The organism is Leclercia sp. EC_58, from assembly GCF_019584355.1.
GTDB lineage: Bacteria > Pseudomonadota > Gammaproteobacteria > Enterobacterales > Enterobacteriaceae > Enterobacter.
The window spans coordinates 2,800,265-2,826,941 of the sequence record NZ_VDAM01000001.1 but is presented as its reverse complement, the minus strand read 5'-3'; the positions used below and the strand labels follow the sequence as shown (position 1 = coordinate 2,826,941).

24 protein-coding genes, 2 tRNA genes and 1 other RNA gene are annotated in these 26,677 nt (G+C 58.0%); 14 read left to right on the top strand and 13 right to left on the bottom strand.

The window, feature by feature from the left end; translation table 11 throughout:
• Positions 1-39 precede the first annotated feature (39 nt).
• The 4 genes from FHC51_RS13795 to ghrA all read right to left on the bottom strand — a co-directional run bounded on the left by FHC51_RS13795 (position 40) and on the right by ghrA (position 2,953).
• Entirely contained in the window at positions 40-522 is a 483-nt protein-coding gene (locus FHC51_RS13795; RefSeq protein ID WP_201304715.1) for a DUF1097 domain-containing protein, read from the bottom strand.
• A gap of 96 nt (positions 523-618) precedes the next feature.
• On the bottom strand, positions 619-1,173 hold the full coding sequence (locus FHC51_RS13790; RefSeq protein WP_103179043.1) for a molecular chaperone: 555 nt from the start codon (positions 1,171-1,173) through the stop codon (positions 619-621).
• Positions 1,174-1,193: 20 nt separating this feature from the next.
• Positions 1,194-1,931 carry a phosphatase gene (locus tag FHC51_RS13785; protein WP_103823676.1) on the bottom strand — a complete coding sequence of 246 codons (738 nt, stop codon included), beginning with the start codon at positions 1,929-1,931 and terminating at the stop codon, positions 1,194-1,196.
• Between the two features lie 83 nt (positions 1,932-2,014).
• Complete coding sequence (ghrA, locus tag FHC51_RS13780; RefSeq protein ID WP_220435793.1) at positions 2,015-2,953, bottom strand: glyoxylate/hydroxypyruvate reductase GhrA; 939 nt, start codon at positions 2,951-2,953, stop codon at positions 2,015-2,017.
• Positions 2,954-3,181: 228 nt separating this feature from the next.
• On the opposite strand from ghrA, the gene FHC51_RS13775 reads away from it, so the two are divergent.
• Positions 3,182-3,269: transfer RNA gene (locus FHC51_RS13775), tRNA-Ser, on the top strand.
• 278 nt (positions 3,270-3,547) lie between these two features.
• Here FHC51_RS13775 and FHC51_RS13770 read toward each other — a convergent pair.
• Positions 3,548-4,453, bottom strand: coding sequence for a LysR family transcriptional regulator (locus FHC51_RS13770; RefSeq protein ID WP_156238367.1), 906 nt, complete (start codon positions 4,451-4,453; stop codon positions 3,548-3,550).
• 109 nt (positions 4,454-4,562) lie between these two features.
• On the opposite strand from FHC51_RS13770, the gene FHC51_RS13765 reads away from it, so the two are divergent.
• The 4 genes from FHC51_RS13765 to FHC51_RS13750 all read left to right on the top strand — a co-directional run bounded on the left by FHC51_RS13765 (position 4,563) and on the right by FHC51_RS13750 (position 6,535).
• Entirely contained in the window at positions 4,563-5,423 is an 861-nt protein-coding gene (locus FHC51_RS13765; protein WP_220435792.1) for a pirin family protein, read from the top strand.
• A gap of 20 nt (positions 5,424-5,443) precedes the next feature.
• Entirely contained in the window at positions 5,444-6,121 is a 678-nt protein-coding gene (locus FHC51_RS13760; RefSeq protein ID WP_220435791.1) for an isochorismatase family protein, read from the top strand.
• Positions 6,122-6,267: 146 nt separating this feature from the next.
• Positions 6,268-6,355, top strand: a tRNA-Ser gene (locus FHC51_RS13755).
• A 43-nt stretch (positions 6,356-6,398) separates the two neighbouring features.
• Positions 6,399-6,535, top strand: a non-coding RNA gene (locus FHC51_RS13750) — RtT sRNA.
• Between the two features lie 126 nt (positions 6,536-6,661).
• Here FHC51_RS13750 and FHC51_RS13745 read toward each other — a convergent pair.
• The 5 genes from FHC51_RS13745 to efeU all read right to left on the bottom strand — a co-directional run bounded on the left by FHC51_RS13745 (position 6,662) and on the right by efeU (position 13,196).
• The gene (locus FHC51_RS13745) at positions 6,662-8,155 is read right to left on the bottom strand and encodes a sodium:alanine symporter family protein (RefSeq protein ID WP_220435790.1); all 1,494 of its coding nucleotides are present in this window, start codon (positions 8,153-8,155) and stop codon (positions 6,662-6,664) included.
• 451 nt (positions 8,156-8,606) lie between these two features.
• Positions 8,607-9,398, bottom strand: a complete 792-nt coding sequence (phoH, locus tag FHC51_RS13740; protein ID WP_220435789.1) for a phosphate starvation-inducible protein PhoH — start codon at positions 9,396-9,398, stop codon at positions 8,607-8,609.
• A gap of 500 nt (positions 9,399-9,898) precedes the next feature.
• Complete coding sequence (gene efeB / locus FHC51_RS13735) at positions 9,899-11,182, bottom strand: iron uptake transporter deferrochelatase/peroxidase subunit (protein WP_220435788.1); 1,284 nt, start codon at positions 11,180-11,182, stop codon at positions 9,899-9,901.
• A 4-nt stretch (positions 11,183-11,186) separates the two neighbouring features.
• Positions 11,187-12,314, bottom strand: coding sequence for an iron uptake system protein EfeO (gene efeO / locus FHC51_RS13730; RefSeq protein WP_103823668.1), 1,128 nt, complete (start codon positions 12,312-12,314; stop codon positions 11,187-11,189).
• 48 nt (positions 12,315-12,362) lie between these two features.
• The gene (efeU, locus tag FHC51_RS13725; RefSeq protein ID WP_220435787.1) at positions 12,363-13,196 is read right to left on the bottom strand and encodes an iron uptake transporter permease EfeU; all 834 of its coding nucleotides are present in this window, start codon (positions 13,194-13,196) and stop codon (positions 12,363-12,365) included.
• 250 nt (positions 13,197-13,446) lie between these two features.
• On the opposite strand from efeU, the gene FHC51_RS13720 reads away from it, so the two are divergent.
• A complete protein-coding gene (locus FHC51_RS13720) occupies positions 13,447-14,631 on the top strand; it encodes a NupC/NupG family nucleoside CNT transporter (RefSeq protein WP_103179030.1) in 1,185 nt (394 codons plus the stop codon).
• Positions 14,632-14,728: 97 nt separating this feature from the next.
• On the opposite strand, the gene FHC51_RS13715 is transcribed toward FHC51_RS13720, so the two are convergent.
• Positions 14,729-15,148: a DUF3574 domain-containing protein gene (locus tag FHC51_RS13715; protein ID WP_103823666.1), complete on the bottom strand. Its 420-nt coding sequence runs from the start codon at positions 15,146-15,148 to the stop codon at positions 14,729-14,731.
• 103 nt (positions 15,149-15,251) lie between these two features.
• Entirely contained in the window at positions 15,252-16,760 is a 1,509-nt protein-coding gene (putP, locus tag FHC51_RS13710; protein ID WP_220435786.1) for a sodium/proline symporter PutP, read from the bottom strand.
• Between the two features lie 420 nt (positions 16,761-17,180).
• Between putP and putA the strand changes: the two genes are divergently transcribed.
• Both putA and FHC51_RS13700 read left to right on the top strand, forming a co-directional pair.
• Complete coding sequence (gene putA, locus FHC51_RS13705) at positions 17,181-21,143, top strand: trifunctional transcriptional regulator/proline dehydrogenase/L-glutamate gamma-semialdehyde dehydrogenase (protein WP_220435785.1); 3,963 nt, start codon at positions 17,181-17,183, stop codon at positions 21,141-21,143.
• A 112-nt stretch (positions 21,144-21,255) separates the two neighbouring features.
• Complete coding sequence (locus FHC51_RS13700) at positions 21,256-21,651, top strand: lysozyme inhibitor LprI family protein (protein ID WP_114387461.1); 396 nt, start codon at positions 21,256-21,258, stop codon at positions 21,649-21,651.
• Here the strand turns inward: FHC51_RS13700 and rutR are convergent.
• Entirely contained in the window at positions 21,648-22,286 is a 639-nt protein-coding gene (gene rutR, locus FHC51_RS13695; protein ID WP_114315378.1) for an HTH-type transcriptional regulator RutR, read from the bottom strand. The genes FHC51_RS13700 and rutR overlap by 4 nt on opposite strands.
• A 290-nt stretch (positions 22,287-22,576) precedes the next feature.
• Here rutR and rutA point away from each other — a divergent pair, with 290 nt between their 5' ends.
• Genes rutA through rutF form a run of 6 tightly spaced genes read left to right on the top strand, consistent with a single transcriptional unit; the run spans position 22,577 to position 26,666 of the window.
• A complete protein-coding gene (rutA, locus tag FHC51_RS13690) occupies positions 22,577-23,668 on the top strand; it encodes a pyrimidine utilization protein A (protein ID WP_220435784.1) in 1,092 nt (363 codons plus the stop codon).
• Positions 23,668-24,360 (top strand): pyrimidine utilization protein B, encoded by a 693-nt coding sequence (gene rutB / locus FHC51_RS13685; RefSeq protein WP_220435783.1) that lies wholly within the window; start codon positions 23,668-23,670, stop codon positions 24,358-24,360. Before rutA ends, rutB begins: the two co-directional genes overlap by 1 nt.
• 11 nt (positions 24,361-24,371) lie before the next feature.
• Positions 24,372-24,758: a pyrimidine utilization protein C gene (gene rutC, locus FHC51_RS13680; RefSeq protein ID WP_220435782.1), complete on the top strand. Its 387-nt coding sequence runs from the start codon at positions 24,372-24,374 to the stop codon at positions 24,756-24,758.
• Positions 24,759-24,765: 7 nt separating this feature from the next.
• Positions 24,766-25,578 (top strand): pyrimidine utilization protein D, encoded by an 813-nt coding sequence (gene rutD / locus FHC51_RS13675; protein ID WP_220435781.1) that lies wholly within the window; start codon positions 24,766-24,768, stop codon positions 25,576-25,578.
• Positions 25,575-26,165 carry a malonic semialdehyde reductase gene (locus FHC51_RS13670; RefSeq protein ID WP_103823657.1) on the top strand — a complete coding sequence of 197 codons (591 nt, stop codon included), beginning with the start codon at positions 25,575-25,577 and terminating at the stop codon, positions 26,163-26,165. Before rutD ends, FHC51_RS13670 begins: the two co-directional genes overlap by 4 nt.
• 9 nt (positions 26,166-26,174) lie before the next feature.
• The gene (gene rutF / locus FHC51_RS13665; protein WP_103823656.1) at positions 26,175-26,666 is read left to right on the top strand and encodes an NADH-dependent FMN reductase RutF; all 492 of its coding nucleotides are present in this window, start codon (positions 26,175-26,177) and stop codon (positions 26,664-26,666) included.
• Positions 26,667-26,677 lie beyond the last annotated feature (11 nt).

Below are 26,677 nucleotides of genomic sequence, written 5' to 3'. Positions count from 1 at the left end.
AAAGCGCATTAAAAAGGCGAGACCCTGGTCTCGCCTTTTTTATTCGCTCAACGCCGTGACGTTTCGCGTCTTCTCCCTGCGCGCCGCCAGCCACAGGCCGCTGTTTTTCATGGCGTAGCCAAACACCAGCCCCAGCGCCAGCGAAGGCACCACCAGTCGCCACTCCCCCTGCCCTGCAAAGGTGGCGCAGGCCCCCATAAAGGTACCGGGCACAAACGAGAGCAGCAGATGTTTTGCCTGAATACACATCAAAAACGCCACCACGCCGGTCATAACGTAGCCAACGATTTCCAGATGAGGTGCCAGCGCGCTGCCGTGGATGATAATCATCGCCCACGCCACGCCGCTCATCAGCGTACAGGCCGAGATAAACAGCCCCTTCACGCCCCCCTGCGGGCAGGCGAAATAGGCCGTGCAGCCAAGGAAGCCCGCCCAACTGAGGAGTCCGAGAGAGACGGCAACCCAGCCCCATAAACCGGAGAGGATGCCTGTCGTGATTGCGATAGAAAGTAGAATGTTCATGGCGCGCATCTTAACAGATACGCGGCCATTAAATGAGATCAGGAACACATAATATGCAAATTGAGATTTGCCGTTACATTCAGATAGTGATCTAAATCACTCTTCGTTCTCTTCCTGTAGCTCATCCCACATTGCGGCAATAGCATCGCGGGTCAGTGGCGCCATGGTGCGCCAGAAAGATGAAGTGGCGTGCGCTTCAACCTTCCCGAGGAACGTCCCGCACCAGGGCAGGATGTACTCCCCGAAGAGGGTTTCCAGCGCCTCGTTTTCATCTTCCGCCGCATGATCTTCAATCCACGAGGCCGCCAGCAGCAGCGTGCCGAGGTGGTCGGCTGGGGTATCGGTCAGCGGCATTCCGCGTTCAGAGAGGAATGCGCGCACTTCGGCTTCGGTCGCGCCCTCTTCCCAGGCAGAGCGATACGGCGACACGCGGCACTCTTCCCCAACAAACAGCGCATTGTAGTCGGCGGCGACCTGCTGCATGTCGCAGCTGTTTTGCAGACGCAGCAACAACTCATCCTGCTCAAGCGGCCAGTTCTGGGCCAGCTTGCCTTCGCGGATCAAGGTAAACAGCGGCACCAGCAGCGGATCCTGCGGCTGGCGATAATAGAGAGAACCCAGTACGCGACAGAGGATGGAAAACTCATTCATTTATTTAGTCCATTACACAGTTAAAAATCAGCAAATTCATTGATTGGCGCCATGCCACGCGACTCCAGGAAATCGAGTAGCCGGCGCGGGGAGACGTTCAGGATGCGATCTTCCGGGAAGTCCACCGCGTCGAGGATTTTGCGGCATTCGCTAAAATCGCCCAGCGTGAAGGCGGTATGGGAATCGGAGCCCAGCGCCACATAGCCACCGGCCTCCTTCACCGCAGCCGCCACTGCCCGGCAGTTTGCTTCGCTACCTTTACGGGAGTGAATAAAGGAGGAATTGTTGATCTCCAGCGCCACGCGATGCTCCGCCGCCGCCTGCGCGACCGCCTGAATATCAATCGGGTATTTCGGGTTCCCCGGATGGCTGATGATATGTACGTTACCGCTGGCGATAGTGGCGATCATCGCCTCGGTATGGGTAGCTTGATCCTGAGGAGCGAAAACCGGCTCATGGAAACCGGCGAGGATCAGATCCAGAGAGGTGAGCATTGGGCCGGTACAATCAATGTCGCCCTGGGTATTTTTGATGTTGGCCTCAATGCCGCGCAGGATCCCGACGCCATCCACCACCCGCGGCCAGATGCGCATGTTCACAAAGTGCCAATAGTGCGGCGCATCTGCCATATCCGGGCCATGATCGGTGATCGCAAAGAGCTTAATGTTCTTCTGTTTTGCCTGGGCGATGTAGTCATGAAGGTTGCTGTAGGCGTGGGTACTGGCGACGGTATGCATATGCAGGTCAACGGGGTACATCGTTCTCTCCTCTCGTGTTTCCCAAAGGATAGCAGTTATCACGGGCGTTTATCAGCAAAAACCCGGCAATCGCCGGGTTTGACTCAGTAACCGCGCTGTCTGTCGACCTGGCCGGTGACCTGCTCGCCCTTCTCCAGCAGCGAGATGGTGCGGGCGATATAGTCGATGGCTTCTGCCGGACGCGTCACCGCCGCAATGTGCGGTGTCATGGCTACGCGCGGGTGCGCCCACAGGGGATTGTCCGCCGGTAACGGCTCTTTGCTGTAGACATCCAGCATCGCCCCTTTCAGCTTGCCGCTCTCCAGCGCCGCCAGCAGATCGGCTTCCACCACATGTACACCACGCGCCAGGTTCATCAGGTAGCTGTTGTCCGCCAGCTGGTTGATAAGCGCCTTATTAATGATACCGACCGTCTCAGCCGTATTCGGCAGCAGGTTAATCAGCACCCGCGTGCCGTCTAAAAACTGCGGCAACTCTTCCTTCCCGGCAAAGCTGGTGACGCCAGGGTAGTCTTTACGGGTGCGGCTCCAGCAGCGCAGCGGGAAGCCCCACGGTGCCAGCGCTTCGGCCACTTTCGATCCCAACACCCCTGCCCCGAGGATCCCGATGGTAAAATCTTCGCGCTGATAGTCGGCCAGCGGCTCCCAGCGGGCCTGCTGTTTCAGCGCCTGGTAATCGTCAAAGCGGCGGAACCAGTGCAGCACCTGGCTGACCGCATACTCCTGCATCTGCTGGCCCATGCCGGTATCTTCCAGGCGAAACAGCGGGATCGACTCCGCCAGCATTTCCGGGTGCGCCTTGAGCTTGCTGAGGATCGAGTCCACCCCTGCCCCAAGGGCAAACACCGCTTTCAGGTTTCGCCCCTGCAGCATCTCAACCGGAGGGTGCCACACCAGGGCATAATCTGCGGGTTCGTTATCGCCGCGCTTCCACTCCCGAACCCGCGCGCCCGGCAGCGCCGCCGAAAGTGTTTTTATCCAGTAAGCGTTATCAAATGTCGGGTGATAAAAAATAATGTCCATTGCGATTGCCTTCTGTTGCGCTGTTTTATGTTCATTATCAACTGGATTGCAGCATAACAAATTTTGGGTGTGGGGTCTTTGCTGATAAAAAAGGCACTTTCAGCGCAATTAAAAATCATGTTGGCTGAAGTTTGTCTGAACGCGCTAATTTACTGAAAAAGTTGATTGACGTAAGTCAGGCTTTTCCTTACATTAGCGCCCGTCCCAGCAACAACGGGATGACAATATGGTGAGGTGTCCGAGTGGCTGAAGGAGCACGCCTGGAAAGTGTGTATACGGCAACGTATCGGGGGTTCGAATCCCCCCCTCACCGCCATATTCAAGATGAGAGCTCGTACGAAAGTACGGGCTTTTTTCTTTTATATTCTCCGCTGGGGGGATGAGAACCCCCGACCGGGGTTCGACAACTGGCGACAGCCAGTACATGTCGGGTGGCGCTACGCTTACCCGACCTACGAAACCCAAAGCCAGCCTCGATCCCGTAGGCCTGATAAGCGCAGCGCCATCAGGCGTTTTGCCTTAATGCAACAGCGCGCGCTCTGGAAGCGTCGGGTGGCACTACGCTTACCCGACCTACGAAACCCAAACCTGGCTTCACTCCTCTACCATCCGCGCATACTCCTCGGTCAAAAAATCCACCAGTGTCCTGACTGACGGCAACAGCCCGCGCCGGGAGGGATAGACCGCATGGATCACTTCTCGCCGTGGCTCCCACTCTTCAAGCACTTTTATTAATGCCCCGGACGCCAGCTGCTCTTTGACCATCAAAATGGGTAACTGCACCAGCCCCACGCCCGCTATCGCCGCTTCCCGTAGCGCCAGCATATCGGTAGTCATCAGGCGCGGCTGAAAATGGATCTCCGCTTTCGCCCCCTCCGGCCCGCTTAACGCCCACTTATGAACCTGTCTCCCCTCCCCCAGACTCAGCCCGGGCCAGGCGCTGAGCTCCGATGGCATGGTCGGCATACCCAGACGCTGGATCAACTGCGGACTCGCCACCAGGCAGTGCCCTCTGTCTGCAAGCACCCGCAACACCAGATCGCTATCATCAAACGGGCGAGGACGCACACGGATGGCGATATCAACGCCCTCAGCCACCAGATCCACCCGCCGGTTGGTCGCCTCAAGCTGGAGGTTAATTCCGGGGTAATGCGCCATAAATTTAGCCAGCATCGGTCCGACGTGGACGTGCAGCAGCGTAACCGGGCAGGTGATCCGCACCAGGCCGCGCGGTTCCGCCTGCAAGGCCGCGACCGCCTCCTCCGCTGCCTCGGCTTCTATCAGCATCGCCTTGCAGTGCTGATAGAAGGTCTGCCCCACTTCAGTAACCGTAAACTGCCGCGTTGTCCGCTGGATCAGACGTACCCCAAGCCGTGCCTCCAGCTGGGCAATCCGTCGGCTGAGTCGGGATTTTGGCAGGTCGAGCGCCCGCCCGGCTGCCGCGAAACCACCGTGTTCGACCACTTTGACAAACCACGCGAAATCATTGAGATCCTGCATAACGTCCTCATCGTTCCATAAATGGAACAGTCCATGTCATTTTCACTATCTACCGGGATATTAACCCTGAATATAAGCTAATTACATCAACAGAACACAGGAGAAAACGATGAAAAACGTAACAGGCATTTATACCGCACCCCGGCCGCACTGGGTTGGCGACGGTTTCCCGGTGCGTTCAATGTTTTCATACCAGACCCACGGTGAGCCACTGAGCCCGTTTTTACTGCTGGATTATGCCGGGCCTTATTCCTTCCCGGCGGATGGTGCGAAACGCGGTGTGGGCCAGCATCCCCACCGCGGTTTTGAAACGGTGACCATCGTCTATTCCGGCGAAGTTGAGCACCGCGACTCAACCGGTAAAGGCGGCGTGATTGGCCCGGGTGACGTGCAGTGGATGACCGCAGGCGCCGGCATCCTGCATGAGGAGTTCCACTCCAGCGCCTTTGCTCAAAACGGAGGGGAGCTAAAAATGTTGCAGCTGTGGGTCAACCTGCCCGCGAAGGACAAGATGGCGGCACCGGGCTATCAGAGCATCACAAAACGTCAGATCCCGGTGGTGACACTGCCTGACAACGGCGGATCGCTACGGGTGATCGCCGGACGCTACGAGGAGACCACCGGTCCGGCGCACACCTACTCGCCGCTGAACGTCTGGGACATCGCCCTGCATCAGGGTAGCCACCTTACGCTCAGCCAACCCGAGGGCTGGAGCACCGCGCTGGTAGTGCTTGAGGGCAGCGTGACGGTAAACGGCACCGAGCAGGCGGGCGAAGCCCAACTGGTGGTGCTGAGCCAGCAAGGGGAGAAGCTGCATCTGGAAGCCAGCAGCGACGCCAAAGTGCTGCTGATGGCCGGTGAGCCGCTGAATGAGCCGATTGTGGGCTATGGTCCATTTGTGATGAACAGTAAAACCGAAATCGCCGAAGCCGTTCGCGATTTCAATTCCGGCCGCTTCGGCCAGATCTGAATGTAATAAAGGAGAGAATCATGTCTACCCCTGCTAACTTTAACGGTGCCCGTCCGGCTATTGATGTGAATGATGCGGTGATGTTGCTTATCGATCACCAGAGCGGCCTGTTCCAGACCGTGGGTGATATGCCGATGCCGGAGCTGCGTGCCCGCGCCGCGGCGCTGGCAAAAATCGCTACTCTTGCGAATATCCCGGTGATCACCACTGCCTCCGTACCGCAAGGGCCAAACGGGCCGCTGATCCCGGAGATCCACGCCAATGCGCCCCATGCGCAGTACGTGGCGTGTAAGGGTGAGATCAACGCCTGGGATAATCCGGACTTCGTCGCTGCTGTGAAGGCGACCGGGCGCAAAACGCTGATTATCGCCGGTACCATTACCAGCGTCTGCATGGCCTTCCCGTCGATCAGCGCGGTGGCTGACGGCTATAAAGTGTTTGCGGTGATCGATGCTTCGGGCACCTACAGTAAAATGGCGCAGGAGATCACCCTGGCGCGTATCGTCCAGGCTGGCGTCGTGCCGATGGATACTGCCGCCGTCGCCTCGGAGATCCAGCGCACCTGGAATCGTGAAGATGCAATGCAATGGGCAGAAGTCTATACCCATATCTTCCCGGCTTATCAGCTGCTGATTGAAAGCTACGGTAAAGCGCAAGAGGTGGTGAAGAACGGGGAAGCACTCGATTCACAGCGCTAATCGCCCGCTCCACGGCCTGAAAACCGTGGAGCTGCTTATTGCTTAACCGAACGCGCAGTAAAGCAGAAAATCTGCTTGACCGTTTTAGCCTGACTCCCTATAGTAGCGCCCCGTTGCCCCCGAGAGGAAAGGCAGCAAAACAATATGGTGAGGTGTCCGAGTGGCTGAAGGAGCACGCCTGGAAAGTGTGTATACGGCAACGTATCGGGGGTTCGAATCCCCCCCTCACCGCCATATTTAAAGAAGAGCTCGCATGAAAATGCGGGCTTTTTTTTCGCATATTGCACGCCTGGGGGGGATGAGAACCCCCGACCGGGGTTCGACAACTGGCGCAGCCAGTTGGACAGACCGCGAACGCAGTGAGTGGGCTGCCCGTAGGGCGAGCGCAGCGAGTCAATCCCCCCCTCACCGCCATATTTAAAGAAGAGCTCGCATGAAAATGCGGGCTTTTTTTTCGCATATTACATGCTTGTGGGGGGAGCTTTTCCTCACAACGCCATTAAAAAAGCCCGTACTTGCGTACGGGCTTTTTTCGCACCATCAACTTACCGTCCGGCCTCCCGGCAGAGGAGATGTCTGATCCGGGTTCACACCCGTTTCATCTTTACGTTCCTTAACCCAGTGATCGGCATTTTTAATCCCAAGCCGGATCGGGTCAAATTGTGGATCGATACCTTGCGCTTTCTGCGCTTCATAATCTTTAAGGCTGGCAAATGCTTTTTTATGTAAAAGAACAATTGCAATAATGTTAAGCCACGCCATCAATCCGACCCCAATATCGCCCAGCCCCCATGCCAGATCCGCAGTACGCACGGTGCCATATACCGTGGAGGTTAACAGGAATATTTTCAGCAAGAACGTCAGCCATGGGCGGTTAATTTTGCGGTTGATAAAGGCAATATTTGTTTCAGCAATATAGTAGTAGGCAATAATAGTGGTGAAGGCAAAGAAGAACAGCGCAATGGCGACAAAGTAGTTACCAAAACCAGGCATCATACTTTCCATCGCGGTCTGCACATAGCCAGGGCCTGCCGCCACGCCTGCGATGCCGGTGTAGATTGCCGCGCCGTCGACGCCCTGAACATTATACAACCCGGTGATCAACAGCATAAACCCGGTAGCGGAGCAGACGAACAGCGTGTCGATATAGACTGAGAAAGCCTGAACCAGCCCCTGTTTTGCCGGATGACTGACTTCGGCTGCTGATGAAGCATGTGGCCCTGTACCCTGCGCCGCCTCGTTGGAATAAACCCCGCGCTTAACGCCCCACATGATCGCCTGCCCCAGAACGGCGCCAAAGCCCGCTTCAAGGCCAAATGCACTTTTCCAGATCAGCAGAATTACGGAAGGCAGCTGTTCAATATTAATAGCGATAATAACGCAGGCCACAATAATATAACCGAGCGCCATAAAAGGAACGACCATGCTGCTAAAGCTGGCGATCCTTTTTACACCACCGAAAATAATGAAGCTTAACAGTATGGCCAATAATGCGGCGGTAACATTCGGATTAAGTCCAAAGGCAATATCCAGGCTGGCACCAATAGAGTTTGCCTGTACACCTGGAAGTAATAAACCGCAGGAGAAAATAGTCACTACAGCAAATAACCATGCATACCATTTTACGCCCAGCCCTTTTTCAATATAAAAGGCAGGACCGCCACGATATTCACCGTTAATTTTCTCTTTATAAACCTGACCCAGCGTGGATTCAACAAAAGCAGAGCTGGCACCCAAAAAGGCTACCATCCACATCCAGAACAGCGCGCCAGGACCACCAAAGGTAATGGCGGTCGCTACGCCGGCGATATTCCCGGTCCCCACACGTCCTGCCAGCGTCATCGTCAGTGCCTGAAACGACGACACCCCTGCATCGGTGGCGCGCCCCTGAAACATCAGCGCGACCATGTGTTTAACATGGCGTAATTGCAGAAAGCGACTACGCAATGAGAAATAGAGGCCGACACCCAGGCATAAAAATATTAACGCCGGGCTCCAGATAACACCATTAATTGCACCAACCAGTTCGTTCATGTATGGCCCTCAGCGTGATGGTCCAGAGAAAACGGATTCCCTGGAAGTTTCTTTATAGAATTGTGTTTGGATAACTACGAAACATAGATAATAGCCGGAAAGAGACCAACTTAATATTCGCATGGCAGTAATGAATTGTGACAACATTCACGTTTAATCGATTATTTATAATTAGCCTGATCATGATTTTCATACATATTTTGTGGGTATTATGATTTAATATCACACCTCTGCACTTTTTATTAAAAAGACCCTTTGAATTAACGTTAAGACTTATAGATACAGCAAAACGTTGCGTAATACCCGGTATTTTCTATACGAAATAAGTATGACATCATCATAATGTGATCTTTAAATAGACAACCCAACAGAAGTGTTTCGACAGACGCAGCTTCCCGGCATTGCGCCGGGAAGGGATTGCAGAAGAAAGTAAAACGAGAAGGTTATGCCATTACCGGGAATAGACCTGCAGCGTCCGCTGGCACAGCGCCGAGCGCACGCAGTCGTCTTTATTGAAACGCACAATGCCCACCATCTCATCTTCCTCAAAACGTGCCAGCGCGTCGCTCAGCCCGGACGGAACGCCCGTCGGCAGGTCGCACTGGGTGATATCGCCATTGACGATAACCGTCACGTTCTCCCCGAGGCGCGTTAAGAACATCTTCATTTGCGCAGCAGTTACGTTCTGAGCCTCGTCGAGAATCACAACTGCATTTTCAAATGTACGTCCGCGCATATAGGCGAACGGCGCAATTTCAACCTTACCGATTTCGGGACGCAGGCAGTACTGCATAAAAGAGGCCCCCAGACGCTTCACCAGCACGTCATAAACGGGCCGGAAGTACGGGGCAAATTTCTCCGAAATATCGCCTGGCAAGAAGCCGAGATCTTCATCGGCCTGCAGTACCGGACGGGTGACAATGATTTTATCGACGTCCTTATGAATCAGCGCCTCCGCCGCTTTGGCTGCACTTATCCACGTTTTCCCGCAACCGGCTTCCCCGGTGGCGAAAATGAGCGACTTACTCTCGATAGCATTCAGGTACTGCGCCTGAGCGTCGTTGCGTGCCGCAATCGGGGTCGTATCACGGCAGTCCCGCGCCATGCCAATTGCTTCAACACCACTCATCTGCACAAGCGAGGTGACCGACTCTTCTTCACGCTGTTTATGACTACGTGAATCCCGTCTCAGCACACGTTTTGCTTCACGACGAGCTTTGATCACTGCTTTTTGTCTTCCCATGGATAGCACCTTGAGTTGTTGGTATTCATCACTCGCACCAGAGTCGGTGCGATTAGGCGAACAAACATCTGAGGGTTGGCTTCCTTCTAAGCCATAGCTTGCTTGGTTAAATGACCCGGCCGAATCGCTATGCTCACCATTCGTCAGGTCGGAAAAATCAGGATTTGCTGTGGAGGGGGAGAATTTTTCGGTGAAGAGATCGCTGCCGGAGTGTGGGCCTCCGCGCCGTGTGCTGCGGTTGTTGCGTTTACCATGTCCAGTTGAGGACCCAACCATTCGCGATCTCCAGAGTGATTCATGTTCACTGTAAGGTTTACCGCTTTCTTAATCTAAGTACATCAGGATTTAGCATGAATGCAACATTATTTTTACCTGAATGCAACTTTTAAGATTCGCCTGACAGCGATACTTAGTCTGCTATGGGGATATTACAGAATTATAACAAAGAGATAGCGGGACGTGAAAAAACTGTCCCGCTTAAGGGGTAAGCGGGACGGGAATCAGGTCTCAAGCAGTCCCTGGGCAAGCCAGCCGTTTTTATCCTGTACGCCAGGCAGCGCAAAGAAGTAGCCTCCGCCGATGGGTTTGACGTACTCCTCCAGCGCCTCGCCGTTCAGGCGCTTCTGCACGGTCAAGAAGCCCTTCTCCAGATCGTGCTGGAAGCAGACAAACAGCAGCCCCATATCCAGCTGACCGGAATTGGTCACCCCCAGCGAGTAGCTGTAACCCCGGCGCATCATCAGGTTTTGTTCAGTCTCCTGCGTACGCGGGTTGGCGAGGCGGATATGACTGTCGAGGGCGATAACATTGCCCTCCGGGTCGCTGGCGTAATCCGGCACGTCGTGCTCGTTCTTCATGCCCAGCGGCGCACCGCTCTGCTTGTCGCGGCCAAAAATGGTCTGCTGTTCTTTCAGCGGCGTCCGGTCCCAGAACTCCACGCGGAACTGGATAATGCGTACAGCCTGATAGCTGCCGCCCACCGCCCAGGCCGGTTCGCCCTGATCGGCGGTCACCCACACCACCCGATCCATTAACGGCCCATCCTGGCTGTTGGGGTTGGCGGTGCCATCCTTAAAGCCGAGCAGGTTCACCGGGGTCTCTTTGCCTTTGCTGCGCGCGGCGTGGTCAGAGATAAACCCTTCCCGCTTCCAGCGCACGCTTAACAGATCCGGGGTGTGCTTGATGAGATCCCGCAGGGTGTGGATCACCGTGTCCTGAGTATTGGCGCAGATCTGGATCAGCAGATCGCCATGGCACAACGCCGCATCCAGGGAGTCATTCGGGAAGCGCACCATCTTCTGCAACGATTTCGGTTTCTGCGCCGCCAGACCAAAGCGGTCATCAAAAAGCGATGCCCCCAGCGACACCGTCATGGTGAGGTTATCCGGGGCGATATAGCTCCCCAGAATACCGGAATCCATCGGCGGCAGACGCGGGTTCGGTGTCTCAGGCGCCGGGCCGCCGGTGGTCAGAAAGGTAATGCGCTGGGTCAGCAGACGGAACAGACGCTCCAGCTCGCTTTTATCGCTGGCGAGCACGTCAAAGGCCACCAGCATCATTGATGCCTGCTGCGGGGTTAAGATCCCGGCCTGATGCAGGCCGTGAAACGGCTGGGTCTCCATCCGCGCATCCGGGGAGAGCGTGCCCGGCGCACTCTGCGGTTTTGCCGCATGCGCCACCGGACAGCCACCCGCCAGAGCAAGGGCGCCGCCAAGCGCCCCTACCCCTTTTAACAACCGACGTCGTGAAGGTTCAGCCACGTCGTACTCGTCATGCTTGTTCATCAACTTAGTCCAGACCCAGTACACCGCGCAGCTGAGCCAGATCTTCCGCCAGGGTGGTAATCGGCCCTTTCAGGGCGTTACGGTCGGCATCGGTCAGCTTGTCGTAAGTCTCAAAGCCCTCTTTGGTGCGGTACTTCGCCAGAATGGTATTCACTTTCTTAAAGTTGGCATCCACTTTTTCCAGCAGGGCGCTGTTATCTTTTTGCAGCTGAGGACGCAGCAGGTCAACGATCTTCTGCGCGCCTTCGACGTTGGCCTGGAAGTCCCACAGGTCGGTATGGCTGTAGCGGTCTTCTTCCCCGCTGATTTTGCTGGCGGCCACTTCTTCAATCAGCCCTGCCGCGCCACCCACCACTTTTGACGGCGGGAAGGCCAGTTCGCTGATGCGTTTTTGCAGCTCCAGCACGTCGCTGTTCAGCTGCTCCGCGTACTGCTCCATCCCTTTGGTGGAATTGTCGCCAAACAGTGCTTTCTCCAGACGGTGGAAACCGGTGAATTTCGGATCGGCAGCTTTCTGCTCGTAGTCGTCTTCACGGGCGTCGATGCTGCCATCGAGATCCGAGAAGAGCTCGGCAATCGGCTCGATACGCTCGTAGTGCTGACGGGTCGGCGCATAGAGGGATTTCGCTTTTTCGATATCGCCCGCTTTCACCGCGTCGGTAAAGGCTTTGGTGCCCGCGACCAGATCCGCAGTCTCTTTAGTGACGTACGCTTTATAGGCGGTAATGGCATCGCCGAGGCTCAACAGCGCGTCGCCTTTGGCGGCATCGGCGGTGGCGGCACCTTTCACGATCAGCTTGCCTTTCGGGTTGGTCAGCAGGCCGCAGGTCATGTCGTATTCGCCCGGCTCAAGGTTGGCGGTCATCTTCTGGCTAAAGCCCGGCGCGATGTTTTCCCGCTCTTCCACCACCATGACCCCTTTGAGGATCTCCCACTCCAGCGCTTTCTGGCTGTGGTTCTGGATGATGAACTGGGTTTTACCGCTGTTGACCGTAATGGTCATCGGCTCACACTGTTTATCATTGACGGTGACTTTTACCTGTGGAACATCCGCGGCCTGTGCGGCGAATGCAGAAGCGATCAGCGCTGCCACGCCAGCCTGTAATGCACTGCGACGAAAATGGATTGCCATGACTTTTCCCTTAACCTTTTAGAGTATGTTGTAACTACAATGAGCACTTCAGGGCGCAGTACGCGACGGCTGAGCGCTGGGGCGCGATGGCATAAAGAACAGCCCCAGCGCCGGAATAAGATAGATAAAGTACACCGCCACTTCGCTGACGCTCGGTGTCTCCTGATAGCCAAAGATCCCTTCCAGCAGGGTGCCGGTCAGCGAATGGGTAGAGAGGACGTTACTCAGATCGAACGCCACCTCCTGGAAGTGGTTCCACAGGCCCGCCTCATGGAAGGCGCGGATCGCCCCCGCCGCCAGCCCGGCGGCCACCAGCAGAATAAACAGGCTGGTCCATTTGAAGAAGGCGCCCAGATTGAGACGAATGCCGCCCCAGTAGAGCAGGAAGCCGAGCACCACCGCGGTCGCCAGGCCCAGCACCGCCCCCAGCGGCGGCCAGATCCCGACATCCTGCTGGAAGGCGGCCAGCAGGAAGAAGACCGACTCCAGCCCTTCACGCGCCACGGCGAAAAAGACCATCATGATCAGTGCCCAGCCGTGGCTCTTGCCCTTCGCCAGCGCGCTGTCCACCGCCTGCTCCAGCTGGACTTTGACGTTACGGGACACTTTACGCATCCAGAAGACCATCCAGGTAAGGATCACCACCGCAATCAGCGCCACGATCCCTTCAAACAGCTCCTGCTCTTTTTGCGGGAATTCACCGGTGGTTTCGTTGATGGCAATGCCCAGCCCCAGGCAGAGGGCAGCAGCAAGGAAGACACCAATCCACATCACGCCGATCCAGCGGCCCCGCTGGGTGCGTTTCAGATAGCTGGCGATAAGACTGACAATTAAGGCTGCTTCGAGCCCTTCACGTAACATAATGAGGAATGGAACAAACATGCGACACCTTAAATGTTTTTCGCCGTCAACTCATGCAAAGAAAGGTAAATTCTTGTGATAGTGATTATCATTACGGCAATAAGAAATACAAGCGAAATATGCTGTATTTTGATGACAGGATGTAAACCCGTACCGGGAAAATAGTCACATAAGTGACTAAAAGGTGAATAAGTTATAACGTAAATGCCCATTTACGCTCACAGCAGGCTGTGGCTAAATATGCGCCTCATTAATCTGCTGAAAATCAACTATGTATCAATTTCTGCACTTCTTGCTGGCGCTGGTGGTTATCCTTGCGCTGGCCTGGCTGGTCAGCTTCGACCGCCGCAACGTCCGTATTCGCTACGTCATTCAACTCATTGTCATTGAGATTGCGCTGGCGTTCTTTTTCCTCCATGCCGAAAGCGGCCTGTTCGTTATTCAGTACGTCTCGGGCTTCTTTGAATCGTTACTGAAATATGCCGCCGAAGGGACCAACTTTGTCTTTGGCGGGATGGGCGAAAAAGGGCTGGCGTTTATTTTCCTGGGGGTGTTGTGTCCGATTATCTTTATTTCCGCACTGATCGGCATTCTGCAGCACTGGCGCATTCTGCCGGTAATTATTCGCGTTGTCGGCACCCTGCTGTCGAAAGTGAACGGCATGGGCAAGCTGGAGTCGTTTAACGCCATCAGCTCCCTGACGCTGGGCCAGTCAGAAAACTTCATTGCTTACAAAGGGGTGCTGGGCGATCTCTCCTCGCGTCGTCTGTTCACCATGGCGGCCACCGCGATGTCCACCGTGTCGCTCTCCATCGTCGGCGCCTATATGACGATGCTGGAGGCAAAATATGTGGTCGCGGCGCTGATCCTGAATATGTTCAGCACCTTTATCATCCTCACGGTGATTAACCCGACCCGCCCGGAAGCGGAGCCGGAAATTAAGCTGGAGAAGATGCATGAGTCCCAAAGTTTCTTTGAGATGCTGGGGGAATATATTCTGGCTGGCTTCAAAGTGGCGATGATTATTCTGGCGATGCTGATTGGCTTTATTGCCCTGATCAGCGCCGTCAACGCCCTCTTCTCCAGCCTGTTCGGCCTGAGCTTCCAGCAGATTCTGGGCTATGTCTTCTATCCCCTGGCCTGGCTGGTGGGGATCCCGCTGAGCGATGCCCTGCACGCGGGCGGCATTATGGCGACCAAGCTGGTAGCGAACGAGTTCGTGGCGATGATCGAGCTGCAAAAGATTGCCGCAGAGATGACCCCGCGCGGGCTGGGCATTCTGTCGGTATTCCTGGTCTCTTTCGCTAACTTTGCTTCTATCGGTATTGTCGCCGGGGCGATTAAGGGGCTGAACGAGAAACAAGGCAACGTGGTGTCACGCTTCGGTCTGCGCCTGGTGTACGGCGCGACGCTGGTGAGCCTGTTATCGGCGAGCTTTGCGGGATTAGTGTTGTAGTTTGTTGCCCGGCGGCGCTGCGCTTACACGGGCCTACAGGATAAGTAGGCCGGGTAAGCGCTAGCGCCACCCGGCAAACAGGCCGCACCCGGTCTTATCAAAACTGCACGCACACCGGCTGGTCAACGCGCATCACCGACTCCTGGGCGAAGCGCGTTTTATAGATCCCGCGCAGCGCCTCGATATTGCTCTCGCTTTGCGCATCTTTACCGTGGATCAGCATCAGCGCCTTGCTCGCCTCACGCGCCACTTTTCCATCGTTACCCAGCCACTGCCCGCGGGCATCAAACACCGTTAAGCCATCACGAAAACGTGGCGTGACGTCCTGGTCCACAAACTGCTGCCACTCCTGGCCGGTGATCGCCTCCCCTGCCGGACGGTTCAGGCCGAAATAGAGGGTGGTCTGCTGCATCTGGTTATCGGCTTTGCAGGTGTTGTCCGCGGTGCTGTGAGAGGGGGCATTACAGCCTGCCAGCAGTAAAAGCGCGCCCGCCATAAGTCCGTTTTTAAGTCTCATTCTTCGCTATCCTCATTGTAATTTGCCCAGCGATATCAGCGTAAATCACGGAAATTAGCAATAAAAAAAGCCGGGCAAGCCCGGCTTATAGCGTGTCTGTCACTTACTGCGCCTGCAACTTCGTCGGCGCGGTGGAGTGGTACTGCGCGTCGGCTTCCGCAAAGCGTTTCTGCATTGAGGTAGAGGGCGCTTTACCCATCAGGCTGAAGACCACGATCCCGATGCTGCCGAAGATAAAGCCCGGAATGATTTCATACAGGCCCAGCCAGGCGAACTGCTTCCAGACGATAACGGTAACCGCACCGATGATCATCCCCGCCAGGGCGCCATTACGGGTCATGCGGGACCACATCACGGAGAACAGCACCACCGGACCAAAGGCGGCACCAAAGCCCGCCCAGGCGTAGCTCACCAGACCCAGCACGCGGTTTTCCGGGTTTGACGCCAGCGCGATAGCGACCAGCGCCACCACCAGCACCATAAATCGGCCGACCCACACCAGCTCTTTCTGGCTTGCGCCCTTACGCAGGAAGGCTTTGTAGAGATCTTCCGTGATGGCACTGGAGCAGACCAGCAGCTGGCAGCTCAGGGTGGACATTACCGCCGCCAGAATAGCGGAGAGCAGAATCCCGGCGATCCACGGGTTAAACAGCACCTGCGCCAGCTCGATAAACACGCGCTCGGCGTTCTGGTTTACTGCACCTGCCAGCGACGGGTTGTTGTTGAAGTAGGCGATACCGAAGAAGCCCACCGCGCAGGCACCGCCCAGGCAGAGGATCATCCACGCCATACTGATACGACGGGCATGGACGATGGTGTGGTGCGAATCCGCCGCCATAAAGCGCGCCAGGATGTGCGGCTGGCCGAAGTAACCCAGCCCCCAGCCCATCAGCGACACGATGGCAACAAAGTTCAGCCCTTTCAGCATATCGACGTTTTCGATGCTCTTCTGCTGGATCACCGCCAGGGAATCACCCAGGCCGCCTACCGACAGGATCACAATTACCGGGGTCAGGATCAGGGCAAAAATCATCAGGCTGGCCTGCACGGTGTCGGTCCAGCTGACCGCCAGGAACCCGCCCACAAAGGTGTAGAGGATGGTCGCCGCCGCGCCCGCCCACAGTGCGGTTTCATAGCTCATGCCGAAGGTGCTTTCGAACAGACGCGCGCCTGCCACGATGCCGGAGGCACAGTAGATGGTGAAGAACAGCAGAATAACCAACGCGGAGATAATACGCAGGATGCGGCTGTTATCTTCGAAACGGCCGGTGAAGTAGTCCGGCAGGGTCAGGGCGTTGTTGTTGGCTTCGGTGTGCACGCGCAGACGCCCGGCCACCAGCTTCCAGTTAATCCATGCCCCCAGCGTCAGACCGATGGCGATCCAGCTTTCTGAAATACCGGAGATGAAGATGGCGCCCGGCAGGCCCATCAGCAGCCAGCCGCTCATATCTGACGCGCCCGCAGAGAGCGCCGTCACGAACGGCCCAAGGCTTCGCCCGCCGAGGATGTAGTCGTCAAAGTTCTTGGTAGAACGCCATGCAAGGAACCCTATCAGGATCATGCCAAAAATATAGATAAGAAATGTCACCAGCATCGGTGTGCTAATTGCCATTTAAATACTCCGCAAAGATGTTCGACAGCCTTTTTGACCGTCTTTATTACACCCCCGGAACGAGAGGGTGATGATGTGTGTTTCTGTTGGCCGCGCGTATCCTGCCGTATGCGCCTCCATGACACAAACGATTTAACACTGCATTTACATGAATTTCATCCCCGGTTTCACACCAGTTTCCTGGAGGTTGCACTCGCTCACGTTTTTTGAGGTTGCACCTGCAAAAAGTGTTAAGCGCCGCATGAAACCAGGGTTGATCGCTAAAATCCACAACTTTTTTACGGTTAACCATCACGTAACATTCCATTCATTTTCCAGCTTGCAAACCGGGTCACATTTAACGTGGTTGCACAAAGTTGCAACATAGTGGATATTTCACGTTAACTACACTAGCGCTACTGAATCACAGGAGTTTTTGGCATGGGCATGACCACCATGGGGGTTAAGCTGGATGATGCGACCCGCGAACGGATTAAATCGGCTGCGACCCGAATTGACCGCACGCCACACTGGTTAATCAAGCAGGCGATCTTTAACTATCTGGAAAAACTGGAGAGCAATGACGATCTGCCAGAGCTGCCTGCCCTGCTGGCCGGTGCCGCCAACGAGAGCGACGAACAGGCCGAGGCGGTCGAAGAGGTTCACCAGCCGTTCCTTGAGTTTGCCGAGCAGATCCTGCCCCAGTCGGTGAGCCGTGCGGCCATTACCGCCGCGTACCGTCGCGCAGAGACCGATGCCGTGCCGATGCTGCTGGAACAGGCGCGTCTGCCGGAGCCAGTCGCCTCCCAGGCGCACAGCCTGGCGTATCAGCTTGCCGAAAAACTGCGTAACCAGAAAACGGCCTCCGGCCGCGCTGGCATGGTGCAGAGCCTGCTGCAGGAGTTCTCCCTCTCATCCCAGGAGGGCGTAGCGTTAATGTGTCTGGCGGAAGCGCTGCTGCGTATTCCGGACAAAGCGACCCGCGACGCGCTGATCCGCGACAAGATCAGCAACGGTAACTGGCATTCGCACATTGGCCGCAGCCCGTCGCTCTTCGTTAACGCCGCCACCTGGGGCCTGCTGTTCACTGGCCGTCTGGTCTCCACCCACAACGAAGCGAGCCTCTCCCGCTCCCTGAACCGCATTATAGGCAAGAGCGGTGAACCGCTGATCCGGAAAGGCGTGGACATGGCGATGCGCCTGATGGGCGAGCAGTTCGTCACCGGCGAAACCATCGCCGAAGCGCTGGCTAACGCCCGCAAGCTGGAAGATAAAGGCTTCCGCTACTCCTATGACATGCTGGGCGAAGCGGCGCTGACCGCCGCCGACGCGCAGGCCTATCTGGTCTCGTACCAGCAGGCGATCCACGCCATCGGTAAAGCCTCCAACGGTCGCGGCATTTATGAAGGCCCGGGGATCTCCATCAAGCTCTCCGCCCTGCACCCGCGCTACAGCCGCGCCCAGTACGACCGGGTGATGGAAGAGCTCTATCCGCGCCTGAAGTCCCTGACCCTGCTGGCGCGCCAGTATGACATCGGCATCAACATCGACGCCGAAGAGGCCGACCGCCTGGAGATCTCCCTCGATCTGCTGGAAAAACTCTGCTTCGAGCCGGAGCTGGCGGGCTGGAACGGGATTGGCTTTGTCATTCAGGCCTACCAGAAACGCTGCCCGTTCGTCATTGATTACCTGATTGATCTCGCCACCCGCAGCCGTCGCCGCCTGATGATCCGTCTGGTGAAGGGCGCCTACTGGGACAGCGAAATCAAACGCGCGCAGATGGAGGGTCTGGAGGGTTATCCGGTCTATACCCGCAAGGTCTACACCGACGTCTCCTACCTCGCCTGCGCCAAAAAGCTGCTCGGCGTGCCGAACCTGATCTATCCGCAGTTCGCCACCCACAACGCCCACACCCTGGCGGCCATCTACCAGCTGGCCGGTCAGAACTACTATCCGGGCCAGTACGAGTTCCAGTGCCTGCACGGCATGGGTGAACCGCTGTACGAGCAGGTCACCGGTAAAGTGTCCGAGGGTAAACTGAATCGTCCGTGCCGTATCTACGCCCCGGTCGGTACTCACGAAACCCTGCTGGCGTACCTGGTGCGTCGTCTGCTGGAGAACGGGGCCAACACCTCCTTCGTTAACCGCATTGCCGATGCCACCCTGCCGCTGGATGAGCTGGTGGCGGACCCGGTACAGGCGGTGGAAAAGCTGGCCGCCCAGGAGGGTCAGGTGGGTCTGCCGCATCCGAAGATTGCCCTGCCGCGCGAGCTGTACGGCAATGGCCGCATCAACTCCGCGGGCCTCGACCTGGCGAACGAACACCGTCTGGCATCGCTCTCCTCGTCACTGCTCAACAGCGCCCTGCAAAAATGGCAGGCGAAACCGATCCTGGAGCAGCCGGTCAGCAATGGCGAAATGCAGCCGGTGATCAACCCGGCCGAACCGAAAGACATTGTCGGCTTTGTCCGCGAAGCGACCGAAGAGGAAGTGGATCTGGCCCTCGACAGCGCGGTGAACAACGCGCCGATCTGGTTCGCCACCCCGCCGCAGGAGCGTGCAGCCATTCTGGAGCGCGCTGCGGTGCTGATGGAAGATCAGATGCAGCAGCTGATTGGCATTCTGGTGCGTGAAGCGGGTAAAACCTTCAGCAACGCCATCGCCGAAGTGCGCGAGGCCGTTGACTTCCTGCACTACTATGCCGGTCAGGTGCGTGACGATTTCGACAACGAAACCCACCGCCCGCTGGGCCCGGTGGTCTGTATCAGCCCGTGGAACTTCCCGCTGGCGATCTTCACCGGCCAGATTGCCGCCGCCCTTGCCGCGGGTAACAGCGTGCTGGCCAAACCGGCGGAACAGACCCCGCTGATTGCCGCTCAGGGGATCAATATCCTGCTGGAAGCGGGTGTCCCGGCGGGCGTCGTGCAACTGCTGCCAGGCCGCGGCGAGACCGTGGGTGCCAAACTCACCGCCGACAACCGCGTGCGCGGCGTAATGTTCACCGGCTCCACCGAAGTGGCCTCCCTGTTGCAGCGCAACATCGCCACCCGTCTGGATGCCCAGGGCCGTCCAACGCCGCTGATTGCGGAAACCGGCGGTATGAACGCGATGATCGTCGACTCCTCCGCCCTTACCGAGCAGGTAGTGGTGGATGTGGTGGCTTCGGCCTTCGACAGTGCCGGACAGCGCTGCTCTGCCCTGCGCGTGCTCTGCGTGCAGGATGAAGTGGCCGATCACACCCTGAAAATGCTGCGTGGCGCGATGGCGGAGTGCCGGATGGGCAACCCTGGCCGTCTGACCACCGACATTGGCCCGGTGATCGACGCCGAAGCGAAAGCCAACATCGAAAACCACATCCAGGCGATGCGTGCCAAAGGCCGTCCGGTCTATCAGGCGGTGCGTGAGAACAGCGAAGATGCCCGCGAATGGACCAGCGGCACCTTTGTGGCGCCAACCCTGATTGAGCTGGCGAGCTTCGATGAGCTGAAGAAAGAGGTATTTGGCCCGGTGCTGCACGTGGTGCGCTACAACCGTAACAACCTCGACCAGCTGATCGCGCAGATCAACGCCTCCGGCTACGGTCTGACCCTGGGGGTGCATACTCGTATCGACGAAACCATCGCCCAGGTGACCGGCAGCGCCAACGTCGGCAACCTCTACGTGAACCGCAACATGGTCGGCGCCGTGGTCGGCGTGCAGCCGTTCGGCGGCGAAGGGCTGTCGGGCACTGGTCCGAAAGCCGGTGGTCCAATGTACCTCTATCGCCTGCTGGCGAACCGTCCGGCCAATGCGCTGGGCGTTACCCTGGCGCGTCAGGATGCGCAGTACGCGGTTGACACCCAGGTGAAAACGGTGCTGACCCAGCCGCTGGAAGCATTAAAAGCGTGGGCGGAAAAACGCCCTGAACTGCGCGAGCTGTGTCAGGAGTATGGCGAGCTGGCTCAGGCCGGTACCCAGCGCGTACTGCCAGGGCCAACGGGCGAGCGCAACACCTGGACGCTGATGCCGCGCGAGCGTGTGCTGTGCGTGGCGGATAACGAGCAGGATGCGCTGATCCAGCTGGCGGCAGCGATGGCGACCGGGTGTGAAGTGCTGTGGCCGGAAGATAGCCTGCACCGTGACCTGGCGAAGCAGCTGCCGAAGGCGGTGACGGAACGGATTCGTTTCGCCAAAGCTGATGTGCTGACCAGCCAGCCGTTTGACGCGGTGATCTATCACGGTGACTCCGACCAGTTACGCGAGCTGTGCGAGCAGGTTGCGGCCCGCAGCGGGGCGATTGTCTCCGTGCAGGGCTTCGCCCGGGGTGAAACCAACCTGCAGCTGGAGCGTCTGTACGTGGAGCGTTCGCTCAGCGTGAACACCGCTGCAGCAGGGGGTAACGCCAGCCTGATGACTATCGGTTAAGCGTGCAATCTCTCCCCGGTGGCGCTACGCTTACCGGGGCTACAGAGGTGACATTCTGTTTTTGTAGGCCGGATAAGCGCAGCGCATCCGGCTTTTTTATAGGGAGGGAAAGATGAAACGAGCTTTTATCGCCGGTGCCGCGTTACTGCTGAGCACCAGCGCGCTAGCAGATGAGTGCGCCAACGCCAGCACCCAGGCGGAGATGAACAGCTGCACCGCGCAGCAGTATCAGGCCGCGGATAAAACCCTGAACCAGACGTATCAGTCAGCCATCAAGCGCGCCGACGCCCCCCAGCGTGAGCTGCTGAAAAAGGCGCAACAGGCGTGGATCGCCCTACGCGATGCCGACTGCGCCTTTATCGGCTCCGGCACTCAAGGCGGCTCCATTCAGCCGATGATTGTGAACCAGTGCCTGGCGGATAAAACCAACGAACGGGAAGCCTATCTGGCTACGCTGATGCAGTGCGAAGAGGGCGATTTAAGCTGCCCGCTGCCCCCGGGGAATTAACGCACCCGGATCCCTTCGATAATCATCCGCTCAACGTTTTCCACCGTGCTGTGGAAAAAGTCGTCATCCTTGAGCGTCTTGCCCGTCACCGCTTCCACCTGGGCGGAAAAGTCGGCGTAGTGTTGGGTCGCCGCCCAGATCATAAAGATCAGATGGTGCGGATCGACCGGCGCCAGTTTGCCGGTAGCGACCCACCCGGCTATGATCGCTGACTTCTCATCCACCAGCGATTTCATATCCCCGCTCAGCACCGTTTTCAGCAGCGGTGCCCCCTGCAGCATCTCCAGACAGAACAGTCGCGACGCCTGGGGATAGTCCCGGGAGACCTCCAGCTTCAGGCGGATATACTGCTGGATCGCCACCAGCGGGGTCAGCTCCTCGCGAAACGCCTTCAGCGGGGCCAGCCAGATATCGAGGATCTGTTGCAGAACGGAGACGTACAGCGCCTCTTTGGAGGGGAAGTAGTAGAGCAGATTGGTTTTTGACACCCCCGCCAGCTCGGCCACCTGCTCCAGCCGCGTGCCGTGGATGCCAAACTGCGAGAAGGTCTCCAGCGCCGCCGAGAGGATCGCCTGTTTTTTCGCGCTCACCGCCTGCGAACGTTTACCGCCTGTCTTCACTGCGCCTTGTGCCATTTGCTCACTCCGTGTTGATCAGCTCCCAGCATAGCAAAAACCCCTGCCTTACCACGACTATCTGCACCGCCACCGCGCACGACTGCCTGCTTTGTGTGCAACTATTTTGACCAGACAGTCCACTTTTATTACCTGCAATTCATCAACCATTTCTTAACACCCTAATAACATTACAGATTTCAAAACTGGCATCCCCTTTGCAAAACCGAGACTACGCGGCTGAACAGGAGATGCAGGATGCAGCGCCACGTCTGACTTTCACCCCATGCTGAGATGAAGAGAGGTTCGTGATGAAAATTGGCGTATTCGTTCCCATTGGCAATAACGGCTGGTTGATCTCTACCCACGCGCCGCAGTACATGCCGACCTTTGAGCTGAACAAAGCCATCGTGCAGAAGGCAGAGCACTATCACTTCGATTTTGCCCTATCGATGATCAAGCTCCGCGGCTTCGGCGGGAAAACCGAATTCTGGGATCACAACCTGGAGTCCTTCACCCTGATGGCGGGGCTGGCGGCGGTCACCTCCCGCATCCAGATCTACGCTACCGCCGCCACCCTGACCCTGCCCCCGGCTATCGTGGCGCGGATGGCTTCCACCATCGACACCATCTCCGGCGGCCGCTTTGGCGTTAACCTCGTCACCGGCTGGCAGAAGCCGGAGTATGAGCAGATGGGGCTCTGGCCGGGAGATGACTATTTTTCGAAGCGCTATGACTACCTCACCGAGTATGTGCAGGTCCTGCGGGATCTGTGGGGCACCGGCAAGAGCGATTTCAAGGGTGAGTTCTTCACCATGAACGACTGCCGCGTCAGCCCCCAGCCGTCGGTGCCGATGAAGGTGATCTGCGCCGGGCAGAGCGATGCCGGGATGGAGTTCTCGGCGAAATATGCCGACTTCAACTTCTGCTTCGGCAAAGGGGTCAACACCCCAACGGCCTTTGCCCCTACCGCTGCGCGCATGAAACAGGCCGCTGAAAAAACCGGGCGCGATGTCGGCTCCTACGTGCTGTTTATGGTCATTGCCGACGAGACCGACGAGGCGGCGCGGGCGAAGTGGGAGCACTACAAAGCCGGGGCCGACGACGAAGCCCTGAGCTGGCTCAGCGAGCAGAGCCAGAAGGACACCCGCTCCGGAGCGGATACCAACGTGCGGCAGATGGCCGACCCGACCTCAGCGGTGAATATCAACATGGGCACCCTGGTGGGCTCCTATGCCAGCGTGGCGCGGATGCTCGATGAGGTTGCCAGCGTGCCGGGCGCCGAAGGGGTGCTTCTGACCTTTGATGATTTTATTGCCGGGATTGAAACCTTTGGCGAGCGCATCCAGCCGCTGATGCAGTGCCGCGCCCATATTCCGGTTATGACAAAGGAGGTGGCGTGATGACCACTCTGCCCGCACGCCCGGAAGCCATCACCTTTGACGCCCAGCAGAGTGCGCTGATCGTGGTGGATATGCAAAACGCCTACGCCAGCCCTGGCGGCTATCTCGACCTCGCCGGGTTTGACGTCTCCGCCACCCGGCCGGTGATCGAGAATATCCGCACCGCGGTGGCCGCCGCCCGCAACGCCGGGATGCTGATTATCTGGTTCCAGAACGGCTGGGATGAAGAGTATGTGGAGGCGGGCGGCCCTGGCTCGCCCAACTTCCACAAATCGAACGCGCTGAAAACCATGCGCCAGCGCCCGGAGCTGCACGGCAAGCTGCTGGCGAAAGGCGGCTGGGATTATCAGCTGGTGAATGAGCTGGTGCCGGAGCCGGGAGACATCGTGCTGCCGAAACCGCGCTACAGCGGCTTTTTCAACACCCCGCTGGACAGCATTTTGCGCAGCCGCGGCATCCGCCACCTGATCTTTACCGGCATCGCCACCAACGTCTGCGTGGAGTCCACCCTGCGCGACGGCTTCTTCCTGGAGTACTTCGGCGTGGTGCTGGAAGACGCCACCTACCAGGCGGGGCCGGCATTTGCCCAGCAGGCCGCGCTGTTCAACATCGAAACCTTTTTTGGCTGGGTTACTGACGTCGCCACCTTCTGCGACGCCCTTTCCCCTGCCGCTTATGCCCGTATCGCCTGAGGAGCTACCCTATGCCGAAATCTGTGATTATCCCCCAGGGCACCAGCACGCCGATTGCCCCCTTCGTCCCTGGCACTCTCGCGGACGGGGTGGTTTACGTCTCGGGCACCCTGCCGTTCGACGCGAATAACAACGTGGTGTTTCCCGATGACCCAAAGGCGCAAACCCGCTACGTGCTGCAGACCATCCAGCGCGTTATCGAAACGGCGGGCGGGACCATGGCGGACGTGACCTTCAACAGCATCTTTATTACCGACTGGAAAAACTACGCCGCGATTAACGAGATCTACGCCGAATTTTTCCCCGGCGATAAACCGGCGCGCTTCTGCATTCAGTGCGGGCTGGTGAAACCCGAGGCGCTGGTGGAGATCGCCACCATCGCCCACATTGACCGGTGAGGTTGCCATGAATCTTTCCATTTCACCGCCGCCCTTTGCGGATGCGCCGGTTGTGGTGCTGATCGCCGGACTGGGGGGCAGCGGCAGCTACTGGCTGCCTCAGCTCGCCGACCTGGAGCAAGGGTATCAGGTGGTCTGCTACGACCAGCGCGGCACCGGCAATAACCCCGGCGAGCTGCCGGAAGATTACACCCTGGCAGCGATGGCCGACGAGCTGTGGCAGGCGCTCTCTCTCGCAGGGATCGCGCGGTTCAGCGTGGTGGGCCATGCCCTGGGGGCGCTAATCGGCCTGCAGCTGGCAGTGGATCACCCGGAGGCGATCGGTGCCCTGGTATGCGTTAACGGCTGGCTGACGCTGCATCCCCATACCCGCCGCTGCTTCCAGATCCGCGAGCGGCTGCTGCATGCCGGAGGGGCGCAGGCGTGGGTGGAAGCCCAGCCGCTCTTTCTCTATCCCGCCGACTGGATGGCGGCCCGTCAGCCGCGCATGGAGGCGGAAGAGGCGCTGGCCCTGGCCCACTTCCAGGGCAAAACCACGCTCCTGCGCAGGCTGAATGCCCTGAAGCGGGCCGATTTCAGCCGCCTGACGGCGCGCATTCACTGCCCGGTGCAGATACTTTGCGCCGCCGACGATCTGCTGGTGCCCTCGGTCTGTTCAGCAGAGCTGCATGCCGCCCTGCCCGGCAGCCTGCTTACCGTGATGCCCCGGGGCGGACACGCCTGCAACGTGACCGAGCCGGAGGCGTTTAACGCCCTGCTGCAAAACGGGCTCGCCAGCCTGCTGCACCGCCACGAACGTTTACTGAAGGAGTTGCCATGAGTGAAGCCATCACCCCGACGGCGCAGCATGCGCTGTTTACCGAAGCGCGAACCCATAACGGCTGGCTGGATCGTCCGGTCAGCGACGAGACGCTGCGTGAAATCTACGACCTGATGAAGTGGGGGCCCACCTCCGCCAACTGCTCTCCGGCGCGGATGGTCTTTATCCGCACCCCGGAAGGTAAAGAGAAGCTGCGCCCGGCCCTCTCCAGCGGCAATCTGCAAAAGACCCTCACCGCCCCGGTGACGGTTATCGTTGCCTGGGACAGCCAGTTTTACGACCGGCTGCCGGAGCTGTTCCCCCACGGCGATGCCCGCAGCTGGTTTACCGCCAGCCCGCAGCTCGCCGAGGAGACCGCCTTTCGCAATAGCACCATGCAGGCGGCCTATCTGATCGTTGCCTGCCGGGCACTGGGGCTGGATACCGGGCCGATGTCCGGTTTTGACCGGGAGAAGGTGGACGCGGCCTTCTTCACCGGCAGCAACCTGAAAAGCAATCTGCTGATCAACATCGGCTACGGCGATACCAGCAAACTTTACGGGCGACTGCCCCGCCTGAGTTTTGAAGACGCCTGCGGGCTGGCATAAGGAGCCACCATGAATATCGATAAACAAACGTTTCGTGATGCCATGGCCTGTCTGGGCGCGGCGGTCAATATCATCACCACCGACGGCCCGGCCGGCCAGGCGGGCTTTACCGCCAGCGCGGTATGCAGCGTGACCGACTCACCGCCAACCCTGCTGGTGTGCCTGAATCGTAGCGCCTCGGTGTGGCCGGTGTTTAACGACAACCGCACCCTGTGCGTCAACACCCTGAGCGCCGGGCAGGAGTCGCTCTCGAATCTGTTTGGCGGCAAAACCCCGATGGCCGATCGCTTTGCCGCAGCAGGCTGGCAGACGGGTGCCACCGGCTGTCCACGTCTCGACGAGGCGCTGGCCTCGTTCGACTGCCGCATTAGCCAGGTGGTGAGCGTCGGCACCCACGACATTCTGTTTTGCGAGATCGTTGCAATAACCCGCCACCCGGTGCCCCAGGGCCTGGTGTGGTTTGACCGCGGCTACCACGCGCTGATGCGACCCGCCTGTTAATCCTCCTTAAG